This window comes from Stenotrophomonas sp. Nf1, from assembly GCF_003028475.1.
In the GTDB taxonomy this organism is placed as follows: domain Bacteria; phylum Pseudomonadota; class Gammaproteobacteria; order Xanthomonadales; family Xanthomonadaceae; genus Stenotrophomonas.
Genome location: NZ_PYTV01000009.1, coordinates 166,708 through 184,641 on the forward strand (window position 1 = coordinate 166,708; position 17,934 = coordinate 184,641).

General features: G+C 67.1%; 18 protein-coding genes. 6 read left to right on the forward strand and 12 right to left on the reverse strand.

Translation table 11 applies throughout. The features are described 5' to 3' along the window. Positions 1-96: 96 nt before the first annotated feature. Positions 97-1,617 carry a hypothetical protein gene (locus C9412_RS16440; protein WP_107232629.1) on the forward strand — a complete coding sequence of 507 codons (1,521 nt, stop codon included), beginning with the start codon at positions 97-99 and terminating at the stop codon, positions 1,615-1,617. A gap of 109 nt (positions 1,618-1,726) precedes the next feature. Here the strand turns inward: C9412_RS16440 and C9412_RS16445 are convergent, their stop codons facing one another. Further along, positions 1,727-2,206: a YetF domain-containing protein gene (locus C9412_RS16445; RefSeq protein ID WP_107232630.1), complete on the reverse strand. Its 480-nt coding sequence runs from the start codon at positions 2,204-2,206 to the stop codon at positions 1,727-1,729. Between the two features lie 370 nt (positions 2,207-2,576). Next, on the reverse strand, positions 2,577-5,351 hold the full coding sequence (gene polA / locus C9412_RS16450) for a DNA polymerase I (RefSeq protein ID WP_107232631.1): 2,775 nt from the start codon (positions 5,349-5,351) through the stop codon (positions 2,577-2,579). A 99-nt stretch (positions 5,352-5,450) separates the two neighbouring features. Between polA and C9412_RS16455 the strand changes: the two genes are divergently transcribed. Then, positions 5,451-5,735 carry a DUF2782 domain-containing protein gene (locus C9412_RS16455; RefSeq protein WP_025878043.1) on the forward strand — a complete coding sequence of 95 codons (285 nt, stop codon included), beginning with the start codon at positions 5,451-5,453 and terminating at the stop codon, positions 5,733-5,735. Between the two features lie 150 nt (positions 5,736-5,885). On the opposite strand, the gene C9412_RS16460 is transcribed toward C9412_RS16455, so the two are convergent. Beyond that, the gene (locus tag C9412_RS16460) at positions 5,886-6,332 is read right to left on the reverse strand and encodes a universal stress protein (protein WP_005411629.1); all 447 of its coding nucleotides are present in this window, start codon (positions 6,330-6,332) and stop codon (positions 5,886-5,888) included. Between the two features lie 185 nt (positions 6,333-6,517). Between C9412_RS16460 and C9412_RS20725 the strand changes: the two genes are divergently transcribed. Beyond that, a complete protein-coding gene (locus C9412_RS20725; protein WP_181358697.1) occupies positions 6,518-6,664 on the forward strand; it encodes a hypothetical protein in 147 nt (48 codons plus the stop codon). A gap of 81 nt (positions 6,665-6,745) precedes the next feature. Here the strand turns inward: C9412_RS20725 and C9412_RS16465 are convergent, their stop codons facing one another. Beyond that, the gene (locus C9412_RS16465; RefSeq protein WP_107232632.1) at positions 6,746-7,300 is read right to left on the reverse strand and encodes a hypothetical protein; all 555 of its coding nucleotides are present in this window, start codon (positions 7,298-7,300) and stop codon (positions 6,746-6,748) included. 179 nt (positions 7,301-7,479) lie between these two features. Between C9412_RS16465 and C9412_RS16470 the strand changes: the two genes are divergently transcribed. After that, positions 7,480-8,190, forward strand: a complete 711-nt coding sequence (locus C9412_RS16470) for a hypothetical protein (RefSeq protein ID WP_107232633.1) — start codon at positions 7,480-7,482, stop codon at positions 8,188-8,190. A 106-nt stretch (positions 8,191-8,296) separates the two neighbouring features. On the opposite strand, the gene uvrD is transcribed toward C9412_RS16470, so the two are convergent. From uvrD to C9412_RS16510, 8 genes are all read right to left on the reverse strand, one after another. After that, a complete protein-coding gene (uvrD, locus tag C9412_RS16475) occupies positions 8,297-10,489 on the reverse strand; it encodes a DNA helicase II (protein ID WP_107232634.1) in 2,193 nt (730 codons plus the stop codon). A 9-nt stretch (positions 10,490-10,498) separates the two neighbouring features. After that, on the reverse strand, positions 10,499-11,920 hold the full coding sequence (locus C9412_RS16480; RefSeq protein ID WP_107232635.1) for an FAD/NAD(P)-binding protein: 1,422 nt from the start codon (positions 11,918-11,920) through the stop codon (positions 10,499-10,501). 238 nt (positions 11,921-12,158) lie between these two features. Further along, positions 12,159-13,577, reverse strand: coding sequence for a cardiolipin synthase (cls, locus tag C9412_RS16485; protein WP_107232636.1), 1,419 nt, complete (start codon positions 13,575-13,577; stop codon positions 12,159-12,161). 204 nt (positions 13,578-13,781) lie between these two features. Then, a complete protein-coding gene (locus C9412_RS16490) occupies positions 13,782-14,030 on the reverse strand; it encodes a hypothetical protein (RefSeq protein WP_100441907.1) in 249 nt (82 codons plus the stop codon). Positions 14,031-14,534: 504 nt separating this feature from the next. Further along, positions 14,535-14,702 carry a 50S ribosomal protein L33 gene (gene rpmG / locus C9412_RS16495; protein WP_169411268.1) on the reverse strand — a complete coding sequence of 56 codons (168 nt, stop codon included), beginning with the start codon at positions 14,700-14,702 and terminating at the stop codon, positions 14,535-14,537. A 10-nt stretch (positions 14,703-14,712) separates the two neighbouring features. Then, the gene (gene rpmB, locus C9412_RS16500; protein WP_005411638.1) at positions 14,713-14,949 is read right to left on the reverse strand and encodes a 50S ribosomal protein L28; all 237 of its coding nucleotides are present in this window, start codon (positions 14,947-14,949) and stop codon (positions 14,713-14,715) included. 324 nt (positions 14,950-15,273) lie between these two features. Beyond that, the gene (gene dnaQ / locus C9412_RS16505) at positions 15,274-15,783 is read right to left on the reverse strand and encodes a DNA polymerase III subunit epsilon (protein ID WP_107232637.1); all 510 of its coding nucleotides are present in this window, start codon (positions 15,781-15,783) and stop codon (positions 15,274-15,276) included. Between the two features lie 82 nt (positions 15,784-15,865). Beyond that, entirely contained in the window at positions 15,866-16,759 is an 894-nt protein-coding gene (locus C9412_RS16510; RefSeq protein WP_107232638.1) for a LysR family transcriptional regulator, read from the reverse strand. Between the two features lie 108 nt (positions 16,760-16,867). Here C9412_RS16510 and C9412_RS16515 point away from each other — a divergent pair, with 108 nt between their 5' ends. Together C9412_RS16515 and C9412_RS16520 are read left to right on the forward strand one after the other, a co-directional pair. Continuing rightward, positions 16,868-17,257: a RidA family protein gene (locus tag C9412_RS16515; protein WP_107232639.1), complete on the forward strand. Its 390-nt coding sequence runs from the start codon at positions 16,868-16,870 to the stop codon at positions 17,255-17,257. Between the two features lie 301 nt (positions 17,258-17,558). Next, positions 17,559-17,891 carry a hypothetical protein gene (locus tag C9412_RS16520; RefSeq protein WP_107232640.1) on the forward strand — a complete coding sequence of 111 codons (333 nt, stop codon included), beginning with the start codon at positions 17,559-17,561 and terminating at the stop codon, positions 17,889-17,891. The last annotated feature ends 43 nt before the right edge of the window (positions 17,892-17,934 follow it).

Genomic DNA, 17,934 nt, shown 5'->3' on the forward strand with positions numbered 1-17,934 from the left:
CTTCCGGCGCCACGCCTGACGCGTGGTGCCCTTCCCCCGCCTGCGCTGCGCTGCGCGCCGTACGGCCCCCGTTCCACTTCCTTCAAGGACGAACCGATGTTCCCTGCGGTATCCCTTCGCCCCCGCGCTGCGGGCTGGCGCGCCCTGCTGTTGCTCGCACTGGCCTCGGCCAGCCTGCCGGCCGCCGCGCAGTCGATGGCCTGCGGCACCTACAGGCAGGACGATGGCCATGCCACGCTGACCATCGAGAGCGAAGCGCACGGCTTCATTGCCGGCCCCTACCAGGCCACCGAGCAGCTGCGGTTGGCGCGCCAGGACAACATTCTGGCGATGGGAAACCTCTCCACTGGCGCGCTGGAGAACCACGAATTCAGCGACGACGACCGCACCATCACCGGCGGTTACCACGATTTCCATCTGGAACGCGCCGCGGCCTGCAAGCCGGTGCCGGACATGGTGGAAGGCAGCTGCATGGCCAACACCAGCGATTGTCTGGACGCCCTGCCCCGCGCTGAGCCGGCGCAGCTGCACGCTTGGTGCAGCGAGGGCATCGAGGTCGCCTGCAACACCCTGTATGACCACTACCAGATGCAGGCCGACCGCGAGCGCCCGCAGCTGACCGGCACCGAACCGGTAATGCCCGACATCTGCCGCGAAGAATCACCGGCCTACGAGGCGGACAGCTGCATGGCCATGGTCAAGGTCATGGCCGGCGAATTGATCGGACGCTCGATCATGGGCCTGGACAAGTCGCGCAGGGCGCCGCTGACGGACGCGCAGCTGGACGAACTGACCGGCCTGTGCCGGCAGCAGCAGGGCGAGACGTTCTGCGACAAGGTGGCCGACGCGCTGTGGACCGGCGGACGCCTGCAGCCGTCGCTGGACGCGTTGCAGCGCTCCTGCGCGCAGCGCGCCGACGCGTATGCCTGCACTCCGGCCAAGGCGCTGGCGCCGCTGTCCGGGCTGGGCGCGGCATCGCTGGCGGCGGTGCCTGCCAGCGCATTGCCGTGCGGCAGCTATGAGGCCACAAGCGGCCTGCTGTCGGAGTTGCGCTTTGTCGACACTGGGCTGGTCGAGGTGCCCGGGCTGGATACCCGCCTGCGCGCGCGCCTGCAGGACGGGCAGATCCACATCCGGCGTGACGTCGGCAGCGATTTCGTACTGCAGCCGTTGGCCAACGGCAACCTGGCCGGAATCGACCGCGACCACCGCTATGCCTACTTCGTGCGCAAGCCGGCTGCCGCTGACGGCAGCTGCAAACCGCCGCTGGCCTTCGTGGAAATCCCCATGCCGCTGGACTGCCCGACCGTCGGGAGCAGGAACGGTGCCGAGGCCTGCTGCAGCGACGGCAAGCTGCTGGGCTGCAAGGTTGCCGGCGAAGCACGGTACAAGGCCGAGAAGTGGGCCGCGTCGTTGCCCTATTTCGAGACGCTGTGCAGCGCCGGCGTTCGCGAAGGCTGCCTGGCCATGGCAGAGGTGTACGCGAAGACAGCGGACCCGAAGATTCCGCAGGCCATGGCGGCACTGTGCGCCAAAGACGGCAAGGGCACCCATGTCGCCTGCGACGTGGACGCGACGCGCAACTGGCCGGCGCTGAAGGCCGCAGCCACGCCCTGACGCCAGGCATCTGTAGCGCCGGGCCCACGCTCGGCTGAAGCACCTGTAGAGCCGAGCCCGCGCTCGGCTGATGAACAGTGCAGCCGAGCATGGGCTCGGCGCTGCAAGGTCAGGTGTTCTTCCGGGGGATGATGGTGATGTGCCCGTTGATCTCCAGCAGGGCCAGCTCCACATCCTCCACGCCCAGGCAGCCCTGCTGGCGCATGGCGGCCTCGAAATCCGCACGGGTGACCTGTTCACGGCGCAGAACGGCGTCGAACAGGCGCCCATCGCGCGCGATCACCACCGGCTCCCCCTCGACCAGGCGCTCGATCCGGCGGCTGCGGGTGCTCACCCAGCCCACCCCGTAGTTGAGCAGGATCAGCGTCGCCGCCAGCAGCAGGCCACCGCCCAGCGAGGTGTCGGTGCCCAGCAGCGCGTTCTGCACCGCATTGCCCAGCAGCACCACCAGCAGCACGTCGAACGGGGTGATCTGCCCGAGCGGGCGCTTGCCGCTGAGCCGGACCATGCCCAGCACCACGACATACACCACCACCGCGCGCAGGATGAATTCCCACCACGGCATCGCCAGTGCGAACAGATCGGGCATTGCGGGTTCCCCAGCTGGACAGTGGCCCAGCCTAGCACCTGGGGTCAGATCCCTTTGTCCGGTGGGCAAAGGGATCTGACCCCATCTGCGGTTCCGGCGGCACAAATAAAAAGCCCCGCTGACCAGGGGGAGGTCAACGGGGCCGGGGAACGGGCACTTGGGGAGGAGTCCCCGTTCCGAGATCTGCTCCAGGGGATGGGAGAGATCCACAACAGGCGTTGCGCCTGTCGGGAGTTATAGAAGCACTCCGAACACTAACGGTTCGTGAAGGGGCCCAATTTAATGAACGTCAATCAGGGCGACATTCATGGTCGAGTCAGAAACCTCTGACTTATGAACAAATTCACGACGTTTTCGGCCCGAAATGCCCTCAGTGCGCTTCATCCCAGTTGTTGCCGATCCCGGTATCGACCACCAGCGGCACCCGCAATTGGGCCGCTTGCGACATGCGTTCCACCACCTGCAAACGCAAGTCTTCGACGAAACTACTTTCGGTTTCGAACACCAGTTCGTCGTGCACCTGCAGGATCATCCGCGCCGGTGCGCCGCTGTCACGCAGCCATTGGTCCACGTCCACCATCGCCCGCTTGATGATGTCCGCCGCGGTGCCCTGCATCGGCGCGTTGATCGCGGCACGCTCGGCGCCGGCGCGCAGGCCCTGGTTGCGGGCATGAATGTCGTTCAGGTACAGGCGGCGGCCGAACAGGGTCTCCACGTAGCCCTGGTCGCGGGCCTGCTGGCGCATCCGCTCCATGAAGTCGCGCACGCCCGGGTAACGGCTGAAATACAGCGCCACATAGTCCTGCGCCTGGCCACGGTCGATGCCCAGATTGCGGGCCAGGCCGAAAGCGCTCATGCCGTACATCAGGCCGAAGTTGATCGCCTTGGCGGCGCGGCGCTCGTTCGGGGTCACCTCCTCCAGCGTGCGCCCGAACACCTCGGCAGCGGTGGCACGGTGCACGTCGGCGCCCTGCTCGAAGGCACGCACCAGGCCCGGGTCTTCGGACAGGTGGGCCATGATCCGCAGCTCGATCTGCGAATAGTCGGCCGCCAGCAGCTGGAAGCCCTCCGGTGCGATGAACGCGCGGCGGATGCGGCGGCCATCTTCGGTGCGGATCGGGATGTTCTGCAGGTTCGGATCCGACGAGGACAGGCGGCCGGTGGCGGCACCGGACTGGTGGTAGCTGGTATGCACCCGGCCGGTGTCCGGGTTGACCATCTCCGGCAGCTTGTCGGTGTAGGTGCTGCGCAGCTTGGCCAGGCCACGGTAGTCGAGGATCACCCGCGGCAGTTCGTGCTGGTCGGCAATCGCCTCCAGCGCCTCTTCATTGGTGCTGGGCTGGCCCTTCGGGGTCTTCACCACCGCCGGCAGCTTCAGCTCGTCGAACAGCACCGCCTGCAGCTGCTTGGGCGAATCCAGGTTGAAGCTGCGCCCGGCCAGCTCGGTGGCCTTCTGCTGCGCGGCCAGCATGCGCGAGGACAGGTCCTGGCTCTGCCGGCGCAGCTCGTCGGTGTCGATCCGCACGCCGTTGGCTTCAATCGTGGTCAGCACCGGCACCAGCGGCATCTCGATGTCGCGGTACACGCTGTCCAGCGCCGGCTCGGCCAGCAGCTGCGGCTGCAGCGCGCGGTGCAGGCGCAGGGTGATGTCGGCGTCCTCGGCCGCATAGCGGCTGGCTTCGTCGATGCCCACCTGCGAGAACGGAATCTGCTTGGCGCCCTTGCCGGCCACATCCTCGAACTTGATGGTGCTGTAGCCCAGGTAGCGCAGGGCCAGCGAATCCATGTCGTGGCGGGTGGCGGTGGAGTTGAGCACGAAGCTCTCCAGCATCGTGTCGTCGTGGTAGCCCTGTACGTCCACGCCATGGCGGCGCAGCACGTGCAGGTCGTACTTGCCGTGCTGGCCCAGCTTCTTCTTCGCCGGGTCCTGCAGCAGCGGGCGCAGCGCGTCCAGCACCTGCTGCAGCGGCAGCTGTGCCGGCGCGCCGGGGTAATCGTGGCCGACCGGAATGTAGGCCGCCTTGCCCGGCTCGACCGCCAGGCTGATGCCGACCAGGCGCGCACGCATCGCGTCCAGCGCATCGGTTTCGGTATCGAAGCTGATCAGCTCGGCCTGCTGCAGGCGCTCGACCCAGGCCTGCAGCTGCTCGCCGGTGAGCACGGTCTCGTACTCACCCGGTGCGGCCAGCGCCGGATCCAGCGTACCGGCCGCCGGGGCCTCGGCGCTGCCACGGGCGAAACCGGCGGCGGTGCCGCGCAGGCTTGGCGTGGCTTCGCTGGCCGCCGCCGGTGCCGGCAGCGGCGCACCCAGTTCCTTCAGTGCCTGGGTGAAGCCGTAGCGTGCGTACAACTCGGTCAACACCGGCACGTCCTGCTCGCGCAGCGCCAGCGTGGTCGGGCTGGCCTCCAGCTCCACATCGGTACGGATGGTCACCAGCTCGCGGTTCAGCGGCAGGCGCTCCAGCGCAGCGCGCAGGTTCTCGCCGATCTTGCCCTTCATGGTCGGCGCAGCGGCCATCACCCCGTCCAGGGTCTGGTACTCGGCCAGCCACTTGGCCGCGGTCTTCGGCCCGCACTTCTCCACGCCCGGCACGTTGTCGACGGTGTCGCCCATCAATGCCAGCAGGTCGATGATCTGGTCGGCGCGCACGCCGAACTTGTCCATCACCGCCGCATCCGAATCCATGCGGCTGCCGGTCATGGTGTTGACCAGCTCGATGCCCGGGCGCACCAGCTGCGCGAAGTCCTTGTCGCCGGTGGAGATGGTCACCTTCAGGTCCTGCGCCACGCCCTGCAGCGCCAGCGTGCCGATCACATCGTCGGCTTCCACGCCGGGCACGCGCAGGATGCTGATGCCCAGCGCCTCGACGATGCGGCACATCGGCTCGACCTGGCTGCGCAGCTCGTCGGGCATCGGTGGGCGGTTGGCCTTGTACTGCTCGTACAGGTCGTCGCGGAAGGTCTTGCCCGGCGCATCCACCACGAACGCCACGTAGGCCGGGCGCTCCTTCAGCGTGGAACGCAGCATGTTGACCACGCCGAACAGCGCGCCGGTGGGTTCACCCTGTGCATTGGACAGGGGCGGCAGCGCGTGGAACGCGCGGTACAGGTAACTGGACCCGTCGATCAGGACTAATCTGCTCATGCGGCGATTCTACGCGCCCCCGCCTGCACCGCGGCGACACGGCGCCGACGTGGCGATGGGGCATAATCCAGGCTCATTCCAGGCAAGGGAACCCCACCCATGAAGACTCTGATGCTGGCCTCCCTGCTCCTGCTGGCCGGCTGCGCCAGCATGGGTGGCGCCGGGGCTCCCCCGGTGGACGTGAAGGGTGCCGATGTTTCCAAGCGGACCATGGACAACGGTGACACCATCGAGGAATACCGGGTGTCCGGCCAGCTGCGCATGGTCAAGGTGACCCCGGCACGTGGCGCACCGTTCTACATGTACGACAAGAACGGCGACGGCCGCTTCGACAACGACAAGGACGGCGTGTCGCCGGTGTACTGGAAGCTGTACAGCTGGTGAGGCGACCGGGGTCGGATCCCCGCGGATCAGTAGATCCACGCCATGCGTGGATGGGCCTCTGCCGCCCCCCACAAAAAACAACGCCGGCGCGCATCCTGCGCACCGGCGTCGGGTCCCCTCCCCGGGAACGCTTGTATCAGCGGGTGTGGATCAGCGGATCACCAGCACCGGCAGGGTGCTGCGCGCCAGCACTTCGGCGGTCTGGCTACCCAGCAGCACGCGGGTCACGCCGCGGCGGCCATGCGAGGTCATCACGATCAGGTCGCTGTTGCGCTCGCCCGCGGTCTCGATGATGCCGTCGGCCGCATAGCGGTCCAGCACATGCACCGGGTTGGCGGTAATGCCCTGCTCGGCGGCCTTGGCCAGCGCTGGCTGCAGCACCTTCTGCGCGCCTTCCTCGCGGTCGGCCTTGTACTCGGGGCTGTTCATGTAGCCCACGCTCCAGCCCATGGCGTCGTACATGCCGACGGCCCACGGCTCAGAGACAGTCACGATATCGACCTCGGCATTGAGGTCCTTGGCCAGCTCCAGGCCCTTGGCCAGGCCCTTGTCGGCCAGCTCGGAGCCGTCGGTGGCAATCAGGATGCGCTTGTACATGGTGGGGCTCCGCGGCGATCGGCCAGATGGGAACAACACCATTACACACCCGATGTGCAGGCCGCGCCTTGAGCAGGATCAATCCGGCGCCGCGCAGCGGCGTGCGCGCATCGCCCGCTTGCGCCGGCCCCGGTGGCCGCGCATGCTGGGGCCGCGGCGATCTGCTGCGTTCATGGATGACTCACATGCAGAACAACACCTCCCCGGCCTGGAGCACCCGGAAGTCCATTCTGGTCGCCGCGATCGTCGCCTTTGCGATGCTGTGCGGTGGCTACCAGGTGGGCAAAGACATGGCGCTGCGTGACAACGCCCGGCAGGCAGCGGGCAAGTAACCTGCTTCTGTAGAGCCGAGCCCATGCTCGGCTGCGGATGAAGGAGCCGAGCATGGGCTCGGCTCTACATCAGGTCCGCCCTCAGGCGATCTGCACCACGCGTGCGTTCTGGCACAGCGGGTAGCTGGCCACGAACCCGGCGATCGCCTCACGCATCGCCTCGAACGACTGGCCATACATGTACAGCGCGGTCTCGCTCGGGCCCTGCCACCAGCTGCAGATCTCACCCAGGCCTTCGATGCGCTCGGACAGCTGCTCGAACACATGGTTGGAGTCGCACTGTTCGTAGACCTCGTCCGGCAGGTTCAGGCCATCGAGGTAGATACCCAGGCCCTCGGTCACGCCGAAGTGGCGACTAGCCTCGCCCGCGCCCTGCAGCTGTGAGCCCTTCGGTGCACCCAGCTGTTCCAGCAGGTCGATCAGCTTGGGCACGCCGGCCGCATCCACCAGCGCCACCTCGATATCGCCGTACAGCACCTCGCCCTCATCGGAGGTCGCGGTGCCACCGCCGACGATCTCGCCGATCTCGGCGGCCTGCATCAATGCGTCGAGCGGATCCTCGAACAGTTCATGACGATGCGCGGGCTGCAGCTTGGCGTTCAACATCACGGTGACGTGCAGGGTCGGTTCGGTCATCGGGGGCGTTCCTGGAGGATGTGGCCGCTATTGTAGAGTCGAGCTTGCTCGACTGCTTCTGACGGTGAAAGGCCGTCGAGCAAGCTCGACGCTACAGCGCGGGCGGCCAGCCGCCCCCGGGGTCCCTACGGTTTGGGTACCATCGGCGATCATCGCCCCTTCGGCCCCGCAGACGCTCCATGATGACCAAAGATGATCTGTTGCAGGAGTTCGGCGAAGTCCATGACGCCCACGGCTGTTGCTTCGCGGAGTATGCCGTCGCCACGTACAGCATCTACTGCTGCCTGCGCCTTGCCGCCGACCAGACGATTGCCGTCGTTTCCCGCAACATCAACGATCCGGCCTTCGCCGCCGACGTTGCGCTGCGGGCGCCCGCCGGCCTGCCCCATGACCGGCCAACGGTCTTCGAGATTCCGCCCAACGCCCACGGTTTCACCCACGCGATGGCGGTGCCCAGCACGTATCACGGGTTCCTGAACCAGATCGAGAAGCGCGCCGGCCTGTTCCTGTGCGTGCCGATCTACCGGTGTGAGTTCAGTGGCGACGAATCAGCCGATGAATTCCGCCAGGCTGCGGCACGCCTCGTTCCTGTTTACGAATGGGACCGGGCCATGCAGCCCAGGATCAGCCTCTACTTCGACAATCCCCGGACCGGTGGCGGCACCGATGACGTCGGCGCGACCGTGCCCTTGCGCGTGTTGCTGGCGGAACTCGACAACCTCAACGGAGTGAGCGATGGCTTCATCGAGATCACCAACTACCGCGGCGACGTGATCGAGGTGCTGTCGCCGGAGGAAGGCCGCTATGTGCTGATCCGCAACCGGCAGGATGAAACGCTGATGGATCGCGCGAGCGTGATCTCGGCAGTGGAGACATTCACCACCGTGTGACGCCCCAACGCTTTTGTAGAGCCGAGCCCATGCTCGGCTGTTCTTCCCCGCCAACAGCAGCCGAGCATGGCTCGGCTCTACAGGAATTCCTACCCGCCGACGGTGATCAGATTACCGTCAGGTTGGCGTAGGCCATCACCAGCCACTTGCTGCCGGCGTCGGCGAATTCGACCTGCACGCGGGCGTGCGCGCCGCTGCCTTCGTAGTCGGTCACCATGCCTTCGCCGAACTTGGGGTGGGTGACCAGCGCACCCAGCTTGACCGGCGGTGCTTCGATCGAGGCATGACCCATCACCCGGCTGGCACCCATCGAGGCCGGCCGCGAGACCTGCACCTTCGGGCGCACTTCGTGCAGCAGCTCGCGCGGAATCTCGCGCAGGAAGCGCGACGGCAGGCTGTAGTTGTCCTGGCCGTGGATGCGACGCGATTCGGCATAGCTCAACACCAGCTTCTGGCGCGCGCGGGTGATGCCCACGTAGGCCAGACGGCGCTCTTCCTCCAGTCGCCCGCTTTCCTCCAGCGAACGCGCGCTCGGGAACAGGCCTTCTTCCAGGCCGGCGAGGAACACCAGCGGGAATTCCAGGCCCTTGGCCGAGTGCAGGGTCATCAGCTGCACGCCTTCTTCGCCGGCCTGCGCCTGGCCTTCACCGGCCTCCAGCGCGGCATAGGCCAGGAACGCGACCAGCTCGTCCATGTCCTCGCCCACTTCCTCGATGTCATCGGCACGGCGCACGAAGCGCGAGGCCACCGAAACCAGTTCGTCGAGGTTGTCGGTGCGCGATTCCGAATCCAGCGCGTTGCGGCTTTCCTTGCTCCAGTGCTCGCGCAGCTGCGAGCGGGCCAGCACGTGGTCCACGCGCTCGGCCAGGGTCATGTGCAGGGTCTGCGCCTGCAGCTCGTTGACCAGCACCAGGAAACCGGCCAGCGCATTGCGCGCACGTGCGGCCAGTGCGCTGCCCTGGGTGACCAGCATGGTCGCTTCCCACAGCGAAATGCCCTGCGCGCGCGCCTCGCGGCGCACTTCGTCCAGCGTGCGGTCGCCGATGCCACGGGTGGGCGTGTTGACCGCGCGCTCGAACGCCGCGTCATCGTTGCGGTTGGACAGCAGGCGCAGGTAGGCCAGCGCGTCCTTGATTTCGGCACGCTCGAAGAAGCGCATGCCGCCGTACACACGGTATGGCACCTGTTCGCTCAGCAGTGCTTCTTCCAGCGCGCGCGACTGCGCGTTGCTGCGGTAGAGCACGGCCACTTCAGTGTAGCTGCCACCATCGCGCACCCACTGGCGCGCCCGCTCGACGATGTAACGCGCCTCGTCCATCTCGTTGTACGCCGCGTACAGGTCGATCGGCTCGCCGTCGCCGCTGTCGGTCCACAGCTGCTTGCCGATGCGGTCCGGGTTGTGCGCGATCACCGCATTGGCGGCACCGAGGATGTTGGCGGTGGAGCGGTAGTTTTGTTCCAGGCGGATGGTCTGCGCACCCGGGAAGTCGCGCAGGAAGCCCTGCACGTTCTCGACCTTGGCGCCGCGCCAGCCGTAGATGGCCTGGTCATCGTCGCCGACCACGAACACGTGGCCTTCATGCCCGGCCAGCACGCGCACGAAGGCGTACTGGATGGCGTTGGTGTCCTGGAATTCGTCCACCAGAATTTCGCGGAAGCGGGCGCGGTAGTGCGACAGCAGCGCCGGGTTGTCACGCAGCAGTTCGTGCGCGCGCAGCAGCAGCTCGGCGAAGTCGACCAGGCCGGCGCGGTCGCAGCGCGCCTGGTACTCGATGTAGGCCTGGCGCATGGTTTCCAGCCACGCGTCGTTCGGCTCGGGCTGGATGTGCTGCGGGCGGCGGCCTTCGTCCTTCTGCGCGTTGATCCACCACGCGATCTGCTTGGCCGGGTACTTGCCGTCGTCCAGTTCCAGCGCCTGCACCACGCGCTTGACCAGCCGCAGCTGGTCGTCCGAATCCATCACCTGGAAGCCTTCGGGCAGCTTGGCGTCCTGCCAGTGCAGGCGCAGCAGGCGGTTGGCCAGGCCGTGGAAGGTGCCGATCCACATGCCGCGGCTGCCATTGGGCAGCTGGGCATCGATGCGGTGGCGCATTTCGCCGGCCGCCTTGTTGGTGAAGGTCACCGCGAAAATGCCGTGGGTCGGCACGCCGTCGACTTCATGCAGCCAGGCGATGCGGTGGGTGAGTACGCGGGTCTTGCCGGAACCGGCACCGGCCAGCACCAGGTGGTGGCCGGGGGGAGCGGAGACGGCTTCGCGCTGGGCCGGGTTCAGGCCATCAAGCAGGTGGGAGACATCCATGCCCCCATTTTACGGCATCGCCGTCGCGGCTCCTGCGATCACTTCGGTGGCGAGCGCCTGCGCCTGCTGACGCAGTTCAGGCACTGCCAGGCTTTCCCACAGGCTGCCGATGCGCAGGCTGCCGAGTACGCCCAGCCGCGCCTGCGGCTGGCCACCGGCAGCGTGCAGGCGGTCGCCCGGCACCGTGCTGTCCAGGCCCAGCCCATGCGGTCCGGGGCGGGCCAGGCCATCGGCCTGCAGCTGCTGCAGCAACGGATTGCGCAGCGCACTGGCGCGGGTTTCGACGCCGGTGGCGTTGATCACGCCGCCAATCGTCCACTGCTGTTCATTGCCCGAGGCATCGCGGCCGGACAGCCGCACGGCATCGCCTTCGCGCCAGACGCGTTGCAGGCGGGCGCGGTGGACGCGCAGCTGGCCGCTGTCGATCAGCGCCTGCAGCTGAACATCCACTTCCTCGGCGATGCGGTGGCGATGCACGTCCCAGTAGCGCACCACATGGCGCAGGAAGCGGCGTTGGTCGGCGGCGTCGAGGCTGCACCACAGCGCCTGCCCGTGCGGACGGATGCGGTCCATCACGCCCTGCCACGGCAGGCCATCGGCCTGCGCCTGGCCGGCAAAGCTGCGCAGCGCGTGCAGGCGCTGGCGCAGGTTCATCGGCAGCAGCGCCGCCGGATCAAAGCTGGGCAGGCCGCCGTGCGCGTGTGGCAGCGGCAGCAGGCCATGACGCGAGATCACATGCAGCGGGCCGGTGTGACCGGCGGCGACCAGCGCCAGCACGGTGTCGGCCATGCTCAGGCCGGAGCCAACGATGGCCACAGCGTGCTCGCCTGCCAGGGTACGCACACCGTCGTAGTCCCATGCTTCGATCACGTCATCGGCGGGCAGTGCCTCGGCACCGGCCACCGGCAGCGGGCGCATGCTGTTGCCGGTGGCCAGCACCGCCTGCGCGGCGTGCAGCGCGCCGCCATCGCCGAGTGTCAGCTGGTAGCCGTGGTCATCCGGCTGCAGGCCCAGCACCGGCTGCGCGATCACCTGCAGCTGCGCCGGGCTGGCGGCCACCGCGTCCTGCAGGCGCTGCTGCAGGTAGGCGGCAAAGAAGTGGCGGCACACGTAGCGCTCGCCCAGCACCTCGCGCGCCTCGCCCGGGTAGGCGTTGGCGGCCATCAGGTAATCGAGGAAATCGCCGGGCTGGTCGGCAAACGCGCTCATCTTCGCCGCCGGCACGTTCAGCAGATGCTCCGGCCACGGCGTGGCATAGGCGATGCCCTGGGCCAGCTGCGAGGCCGGTTCGAAAATGGCCAGCGCCAGCGGCGTCCGGGCCTGGCGCAGTACCTGGATTGCCACCAGCACCCCGGCCGCACCCCCACCGATGATTGCCAGGTCCAGTTCGCCATTACGCGGTGAATCAGTCATGCGCCGATTGTAGGCCATCGGCGATGACGGGCCGGGTTGCCGAAGCGGGCGGGAACGACCCCTGGAACGACGGGAATGGCGGGAATGGCGGGAATGGCGGGGTAGAGTCGACTGTTAGTCGACTATCGCGCGCAGCGCGGGATTTCTATCGCAAGAGCAGTCGACTAACAGTCGACTCTACCCCGCCGGTTGCATCCACCCCATCGGTTGCATCCACCCTGCCGGTTGCACCCAGCCCACCGGTCGTGCGCTCCGCTCACATCAACGCATCGGCCAGCCGTGCGATGCCTTCGCGACTGCGCCGCCAGGTGGGGCGGCTGCGCCACTGCTGCAGATCCAGCTGCCGCGATTCGCGCAGGTAGCCATCCTCGATCGCACACAGCTGCTGCACCAGCGCGCGGTCGTAGCAGATCAGGCCGATTTCGGCATTCAGCGCAAATGAGCGGATGTCCATGTTGATCGAGCCGAGTACGGCGATGTCCTCGTCCACGCTCATGTGCTTGGCGTGCAGGAACTGCGGCTCGTACAGCGCGATGCGCACGCCACAGCGCAGCAGCTCGTCGTAGTAGGCCTCCTGTGCCCACGAGGTCAGTCGCTGGTTGTTGCTGGCCGACAGGATCAGCTGCACCTGCACGCCGGACAACGCCGCAATGCGCAGCGCGCTGAGCGTGGCTTCGTCGGGCACGAAGTACGGGGTGACCATCACCAGCCGTCGCCGTGCCAGGTGGATCAGCGCCGCCACCGCATCGCGCGCATTGCTGTACGGGTAGGCCGGGCCGCTGGGCAGCAGCTGGGTGGCGATGTCGTCGCTGCACTCGGGCACATCGGCGATCACGTCCAGGCGCTGGCCGGTTTCCATGTACCAGTCGCTGGCGAACACCGCCTCCAGATGCGCCACCGCCGGGCCGCGCACGCGCGCCACCAGCTCGCGGTTCGGGTGGCCGGGCACGAACTGGGGTCCGGCCAGGTTCTGCGAGCCGACATAGGCCACTTCGTTGTCGATCACCGCGATCTTGCGGTGGTTGCGCAGGTCCATGCGCCCGCTGCGGCGCCAGCGCAGACCACCGGGCAGCATCGCGCGCACTTCGATGTCGCGCGCTTCCAGACGCTTGCGGTAGGCGCGCAGGCCGCGCTTGGCGCCCACCGCATCGAGCAGCACGCGGCACTGCACGCCACGCGCGGCGGCACGCTGCAATGCCTCGACGATGGCCTCGCCCACCGCGTCGTCGAACATCAGGTAGTACAGCAGGTGCACGCGGTCTTCGGCCTGGTCGATGTCGGCGATGAGCGTGTGCAGCGATTCGTCGTAGTCGGTCAGCAGATCGACCGCATTGCCGTGCACCGGCATGAAATCGCCCTGGCGCTGCACCAACGGCACGATCTCGGCGCTGGCGGTGTCCGGCTGCGGGGACCAGCGCAGGCGGTGCTGCAGCGCCTGTTCCTCGCGGATCACCTGTGAAGCCTCGGCCTGGCGGCGGATCCGCTCGCGCGACAGCCACGGGTGGCCGAACAGCAGGTACAGCGGCAGGCCCAGCAGCGGCACGAAGCCGACCAGCAGCAGCCAGCTGCGCGCCGCACCCGGCGTGGTGCGAGTGGGAATCCAGCACAGCGCGACCAGCCGGATCAGCCAGTCGATCAGCAGCAGATACGAACCCAGCAACCACTCGAACAGCATCGCGTCGCCCGTCGGGAGGTGATGGGCCATTCTGCCCAGCAGGGTGTGTAGAGTCGAGCTTGCTCGACTGCCTTTCGGCCCGACAGCAGAGCAGTCGAGCATGGCTCGACTCTACAAGGGCTGTGGGCAGAGCAGCCGAGCATGGCTCGGCTCTACAAGGGCCGCGGGAAAGGCCGTCGAGCAAGCTCGACGCTACGGGATGGCTCAGTGCCGCACCGGCACCTCGCACAGCTGGCGTACCGAATCGGCATGGCGGCGGCCGTTGAGCGCCATGCAGGCAATGGCCTGCGCGGCCCGCTCCAGCTGTGCCTCCGGCAGCGGCGACGGTGCGCCGTTGGCCAGTGCCAGGTGGTGATCGCACAGCAGCAGCGCCATGCCCTCGATGCCTTCCAGCATGCGCTGCAGGCGCAGCCAGCCCAGTTCCAGGTCCTGCCGGTGTGATGGGGTGTTCATGCAACCTCCTTCAACGGATCTGGCCACCGTGAAGGTGGCGGACGATGCGTGGTTGCAATACCGGGAAGCAATCAATCAGCAAACGAACCGGCGGGCACAGGGCCCCCTCGCACCGTCCGCCATAGAGGCAGATAGGTCGCCAACCGTCGCCGGAGGGATCTCCGGCGACGGCGGGCGAGTCTACTGATGATTGACTTCACGGGATTGCAAGCCCGACCGCTGCAACCGCAGCGGCCAGCCATCATGGGCACGGCAGGGCCTGTCGTTCCAATCGATTTGAACCGCGCGAGGCGGCAGAACCGGTAGGAACAATCACTTATCGCATTCGGCCCTTCACTTCAGGCAGGGTGCCATTGGCGACAGCGTGCGCAGGGACTGCCCAGTGCCGACCAACGGTCGGCACCCACCACAGCAATGCAGGAAGTACCCACCACCCGAATGCCAGGCATGAAAAAACCCGCCACAAGGGCGGGTTTCTTCGCGGGGATCAGCAATCCTTGCGGATTACTTGATCTTGCCTTCCTTGTACAGGACGTGCTTGCGCACGACCGGATCGTACTTCAGGAATTCCATCTTCCCCGGGGTGTTCTTCTTGTTCTTGTCGGTCGTGTAGAAGTGGCCGGTACCGGCCGAGGAAATCATACGGACCTTATCGCGCTTGCCTGCCATGATGCTTTACTCCTCAGACCTTTTCGCCGCGCGCACGCAGCTCAGCCAGAACGGAATCAATGCCGTTCTTGTCGATGGTGCGCAGTGCATGCGCGGAAACACGAAGCTTGACCCAGCGGTTCTCGCTGGCCACCCAGAAACGGCGCTCGTGCAGATTCGGCAGGAAACGACGACGGGTCTTGTTGTTGGCGTGCGAGACGTTGTTACCCGTCTGCACTCGCTTGCCGGAAACCTGGCATACGCGGGACATTGCGCACCTCGATAGTAGTAGTTGTCAGCCCGTAGCCCGGGAGACGGCGGCCTCGATGGTTGCCCACCACACGTCAAGAGAATCAAAGGGTTACGCTGGCGTTGGGCGGCCGGGGACGTGCTCCCGGGGGCGCCGCCCGGTAGAAAACCGGACACAGCGAGCCGCGCATTATGCACGGGTTCAAGCACTTGCGCAAGTTACCCACAGGCTGGGACTGAACACGGCGATCGCCCCCCCTGTAGAGCCGAGCCCACGCTCGGCTGCTGCGCCCCGAAACGCCTGAGCCGAGCGTGGGCTCGGCTCTACAACAATCACAGGGCCGGCTCAGCGCAGGTGCGGGATGACCTGGGCCAGCAGATGGGCATCCTTCAAGGCACCGTGCAGGCCGCGATTGCCGGGAATGCGCAGGCGCTGCAGCACATCGTCCAGTTTGTTGCCCTGCCCGGGCCAGCGCCCGCGCGCCAGCTTCAGGCTGCAGGTGATGCGGCAATGCTGGGCCAGCGTGGCGGGAATGCCGGCCAGGCGCAGCTCATTGTCGAGGAAGCCGACGTCGAACGTGGCGTTGTGCGCGACCATCTCGCTGCCGCGCAGGAAGTCCAGCAGTTCGGCGGCCTTGCTGGAGAACAGCGGCTTGCCCACCAGCATCGCATCGCTGATGCCGTGCACGCGCTGCGCGCCCCAGTCGACCCTGCGTTGTGGTTGCAGGTAGGTGTGGAACTGGCGCCCGGTGAGCTGGCCATCGACCAGTTCGACGGCACCGATCTCGATCACACGGTGCCCCAGGCGGTGGGAGATGCCGGTGGTTTCGGTATCCAGTGCGACGATGCGGCTCATGACGTGCGGTGTTTCCTGTTGCAGGTGCATTGAATTTTCGCACGTGCCGGCGCGTGACCGGATTCGGAAACGTTGCGGATGCTCAGCCCAGCGCCTCCACCACCCAATCAATGAACAGCCGCAGCCGCTGGCTCATGTGCCGGTTCGGCGGGAACATGACGTGCATCGGCATCGGCGGCAGCTGCCAGTCCTGCAACACCGGCAGCAGCTCGCCACGCGCCACGTGCGGTTCGGCCATGTAGCTGGGCAGCGCGACCACGCCCAGGCCGGCCAACGCCGCCGCCAGATAGGCGTTGCCGTCGTCGAAACCGACCGTGTAGCGGCCCTGCACTTCGATGCGCTCATCGCCGCGCTGCGCGCTGAACACGCGGGCGCGGCCACTGCGCGGACTGAGGAAGCCGACCATGTGGTGGTCCGGTCCTTCCAGCGCGCGCGGGTCGGCCGGCACACCGAAACGCTGCACATAGCCCGAGCTGGCATGGAAACCGATCGGCAACGCCCCCAGCGGCCGCGCCACCAGCGCCGGATCGGCCGGGGTGCCGCCACGGATCACGCAGTCGACGTTGTCGGCGATGACATCGACCTCGCGATCACTCACGCCGATATCCAGCTGGATCTCCGGGTAGCGCGCCTGGAACTCCGGCAGCGCCGGCACCAGCCGCAACCGCGCGTACGGCCCGGGCACATCCACGCGCAGGCGGCCGCGCGGCTGGGCGGCCGCATCGCCCAGCCCGCCTTCCACCTCGTCCAGCTCAGCCAGCAACCGGGCGATGCGCGGGTAATAGGCCGCACCGTCGGCGGTGACGCTGACCCGCCGCGTGGTGCGGTTGAGCAGGCGCAGCCGCAGGTGCGCCTCCAGCTGCTGCACCAGCTGGGTGGCCGTGGTGCGGCTGATCTGCAAGGTGTGCGCGGCGCGGGTGAAGCTGCCGGTTTCCACCACCCGGGCAAAGGCCCGCATCGCCTCGAAACGGTCCATGGCGGGCCATGATTGTTTGGGATTGGCAATCAATCTAGGCCGATCATCGCGGTTTATCCAGACAGCGCTGGCGCGGAGGATGGCGTTCTCTCCTACGGGATCTTCCCCATGTCACAGCGTGATGTCGTTTTCCCCGCCGGGCGCCAGGCCCTCTACCAGCGCAACCGCTACTCGCCGGCGATCCGGTCCGATGGCTTTTTGTTCGTTTCCGGCCAGGTCGGCAGCCGCGAGGACGGTTCGCCCGAGCCGGACTTCGAGACGCAGGTGCGTCGCGCCTTCGAGAATCTCAATGCAGTGCTGGCCGCCGCAGGCTGCACGTTCGATGACGTGATCGACGTGACCGTATTCCTGGTCGATCCGGAGAAGAATTTCGAGAAGGCCTGGGCGATCGTGCCCGAGTACTGGGGCGAGGCACCGCATCCGACGCTGACCGGCATCGGCGTGACCTGGCTGTACGGGTTCCAGTTCGAGATCAAGGTGATCGCGAAGCTGCCGTGACCGTTACTGTAGAGCCGAGCCCATGCTCGGCTGGTCGCGCGAAAGCAGCCGAGCATGGGCTCGGCTCTACAGACGCGCAGCCCGGTGTGCGACCCCACGGGCCAAAAAGCGTGTCGACCAAGGTCGACACCTACCAGAGCGCATGTGCGCGGCGCACCCGAACGGCGGGTTGGGTCAGAGCCCTTTCCGGAGGAAACGGATCCGACCCCCACGCCGCCCACCTGAACGGGAGATTCCGACGTATTCCCGAAGCGGCCATTGATATTGTATCCGGCGAAAACCGCTTGCTAGCCTCCCCTTCATGCGCTGGATCACCCGCCACCTCCGTTCGACCCTGCTGATGCTGCTGATGGCGGCATTCGTGGTCGTGCCGGTGGCCGATGCCCTGGCGTGCACGGTGGAACCGCATGCCAGCACGGTGCATGTGGAGTCCGCACCGGATGCCGATGGCGATACCGATGGCAAGCATGCCGGTGCCTGTGGCCACAACCACTGCCATCATTCCAACCTGAGCCTGCCGGCACACACGCTGGCCGCGTTCGGGGCGCCGTTGCCGGCGCGCTGGATGAGTGCGGGCGATGCGGCGACCTATGCGGTCGCCCAGGATGAATTGACGCGTCCACCCCGGGCGTGAGTTGAGCGCGTCCCGCGATCGCGGGCTCCCGTTTCACTCACAA

Coding starts and splice junctions, on each gene's coding strand:
- rpmB (WP_005411638.1), bottom strand. CDS start 14,949: ATGTCCCGCGTATGCCAGGTTTCCGGCAAGCGAGTGCAGACGGGTAAC.
- cls (WP_107232636.1), bottom strand. CDS start 13,577: ATGCTGTTCGAGTGGTTGCTGGGTTCGTATCTGCTGCTGATCGACTGG.
- uvrD (WP_107232634.1), bottom strand. CDS start 10,489: ATGGATGTCTCCCACCTGCTTGATGGCCTGAACCCGGCCCAGCGCGAA.
- C9412_RS16460 (WP_005411629.1), bottom strand. CDS start 6,332: ATGTACAAGCGCATCCTGATTGCCACCGACGGCTCCGAGCTGGCCGAC.
- C9412_RS16445 (WP_107232630.1), bottom strand. CDS start 2,206: ATGCCCGATCTGTTCGCACTGGCGATGCCGTGGTGGGAATTCATCCTG.
- C9412_RS16510 (WP_107232638.1), bottom strand. CDS start 16,759: ATGGACCGTTTCGAGGCGATGCGGGCCTTTGCCCGGGTGGTGGAAACC.
- C9412_RS16490 (WP_100441907.1), bottom strand. CDS start 14,030: ATGAACACCCCATCACACCGGCAGGACCTGGAACTGGGCTGGCTGCGC.
- C9412_RS16470 (WP_107232633.1), top strand. CDS start 7,480: ATGATGACCAAAGATGATCTGTTGCAGGAGTTCGGCGAAGTCCATGAC.
- C9412_RS16455 (WP_025878043.1), top strand. CDS start 5,451: ATGAAGACTCTGATGCTGGCCTCCCTGCTCCTGCTGGCCGGCTGCGCC.
- C9412_RS16440 (WP_107232629.1), top strand. CDS start 97: ATGTTCCCTGCGGTATCCCTTCGCCCCCGCGCTGCGGGCTGGCGCGCC.
- dnaQ (WP_107232637.1), bottom strand. CDS start 15,783: ATGAGCCGCATCGTCGCACTGGATACCGAAACCACCGGCATCTCCCAC.
- C9412_RS16515 (WP_107232639.1), top strand. CDS start 16,868: ATGTCACAGCGTGATGTCGTTTTCCCCGCCGGGCGCCAGGCCCTCTAC.
- C9412_RS16480 (WP_107232635.1), bottom strand. CDS start 11,920: ATGGCCTACAATCGGCGCATGACTGATTCACCGCGTAATGGCGAACTG.
- C9412_RS16520 (WP_107232640.1), top strand. CDS start 17,559: ATGCGCTGGATCACCCGCCACCTCCGTTCGACCCTGCTGATGCTGCTG.
- C9412_RS16465 (WP_107232632.1), bottom strand. CDS start 7,300: ATGACCGAACCGACCCTGCACGTCACCGTGATGTTGAACGCCAAGCTG.
- C9412_RS20725 (WP_181358697.1), top strand. CDS start 6,518: ATGCAGAACAACACCTCCCCGGCCTGGAGCACCCGGAAGTCCATTCTG.
- polA (WP_107232631.1), bottom strand. CDS start 5,351: ATGAGCAGATTAGTCCTGATCGACGGGTCCAGTTACCTGTACCGCGCG.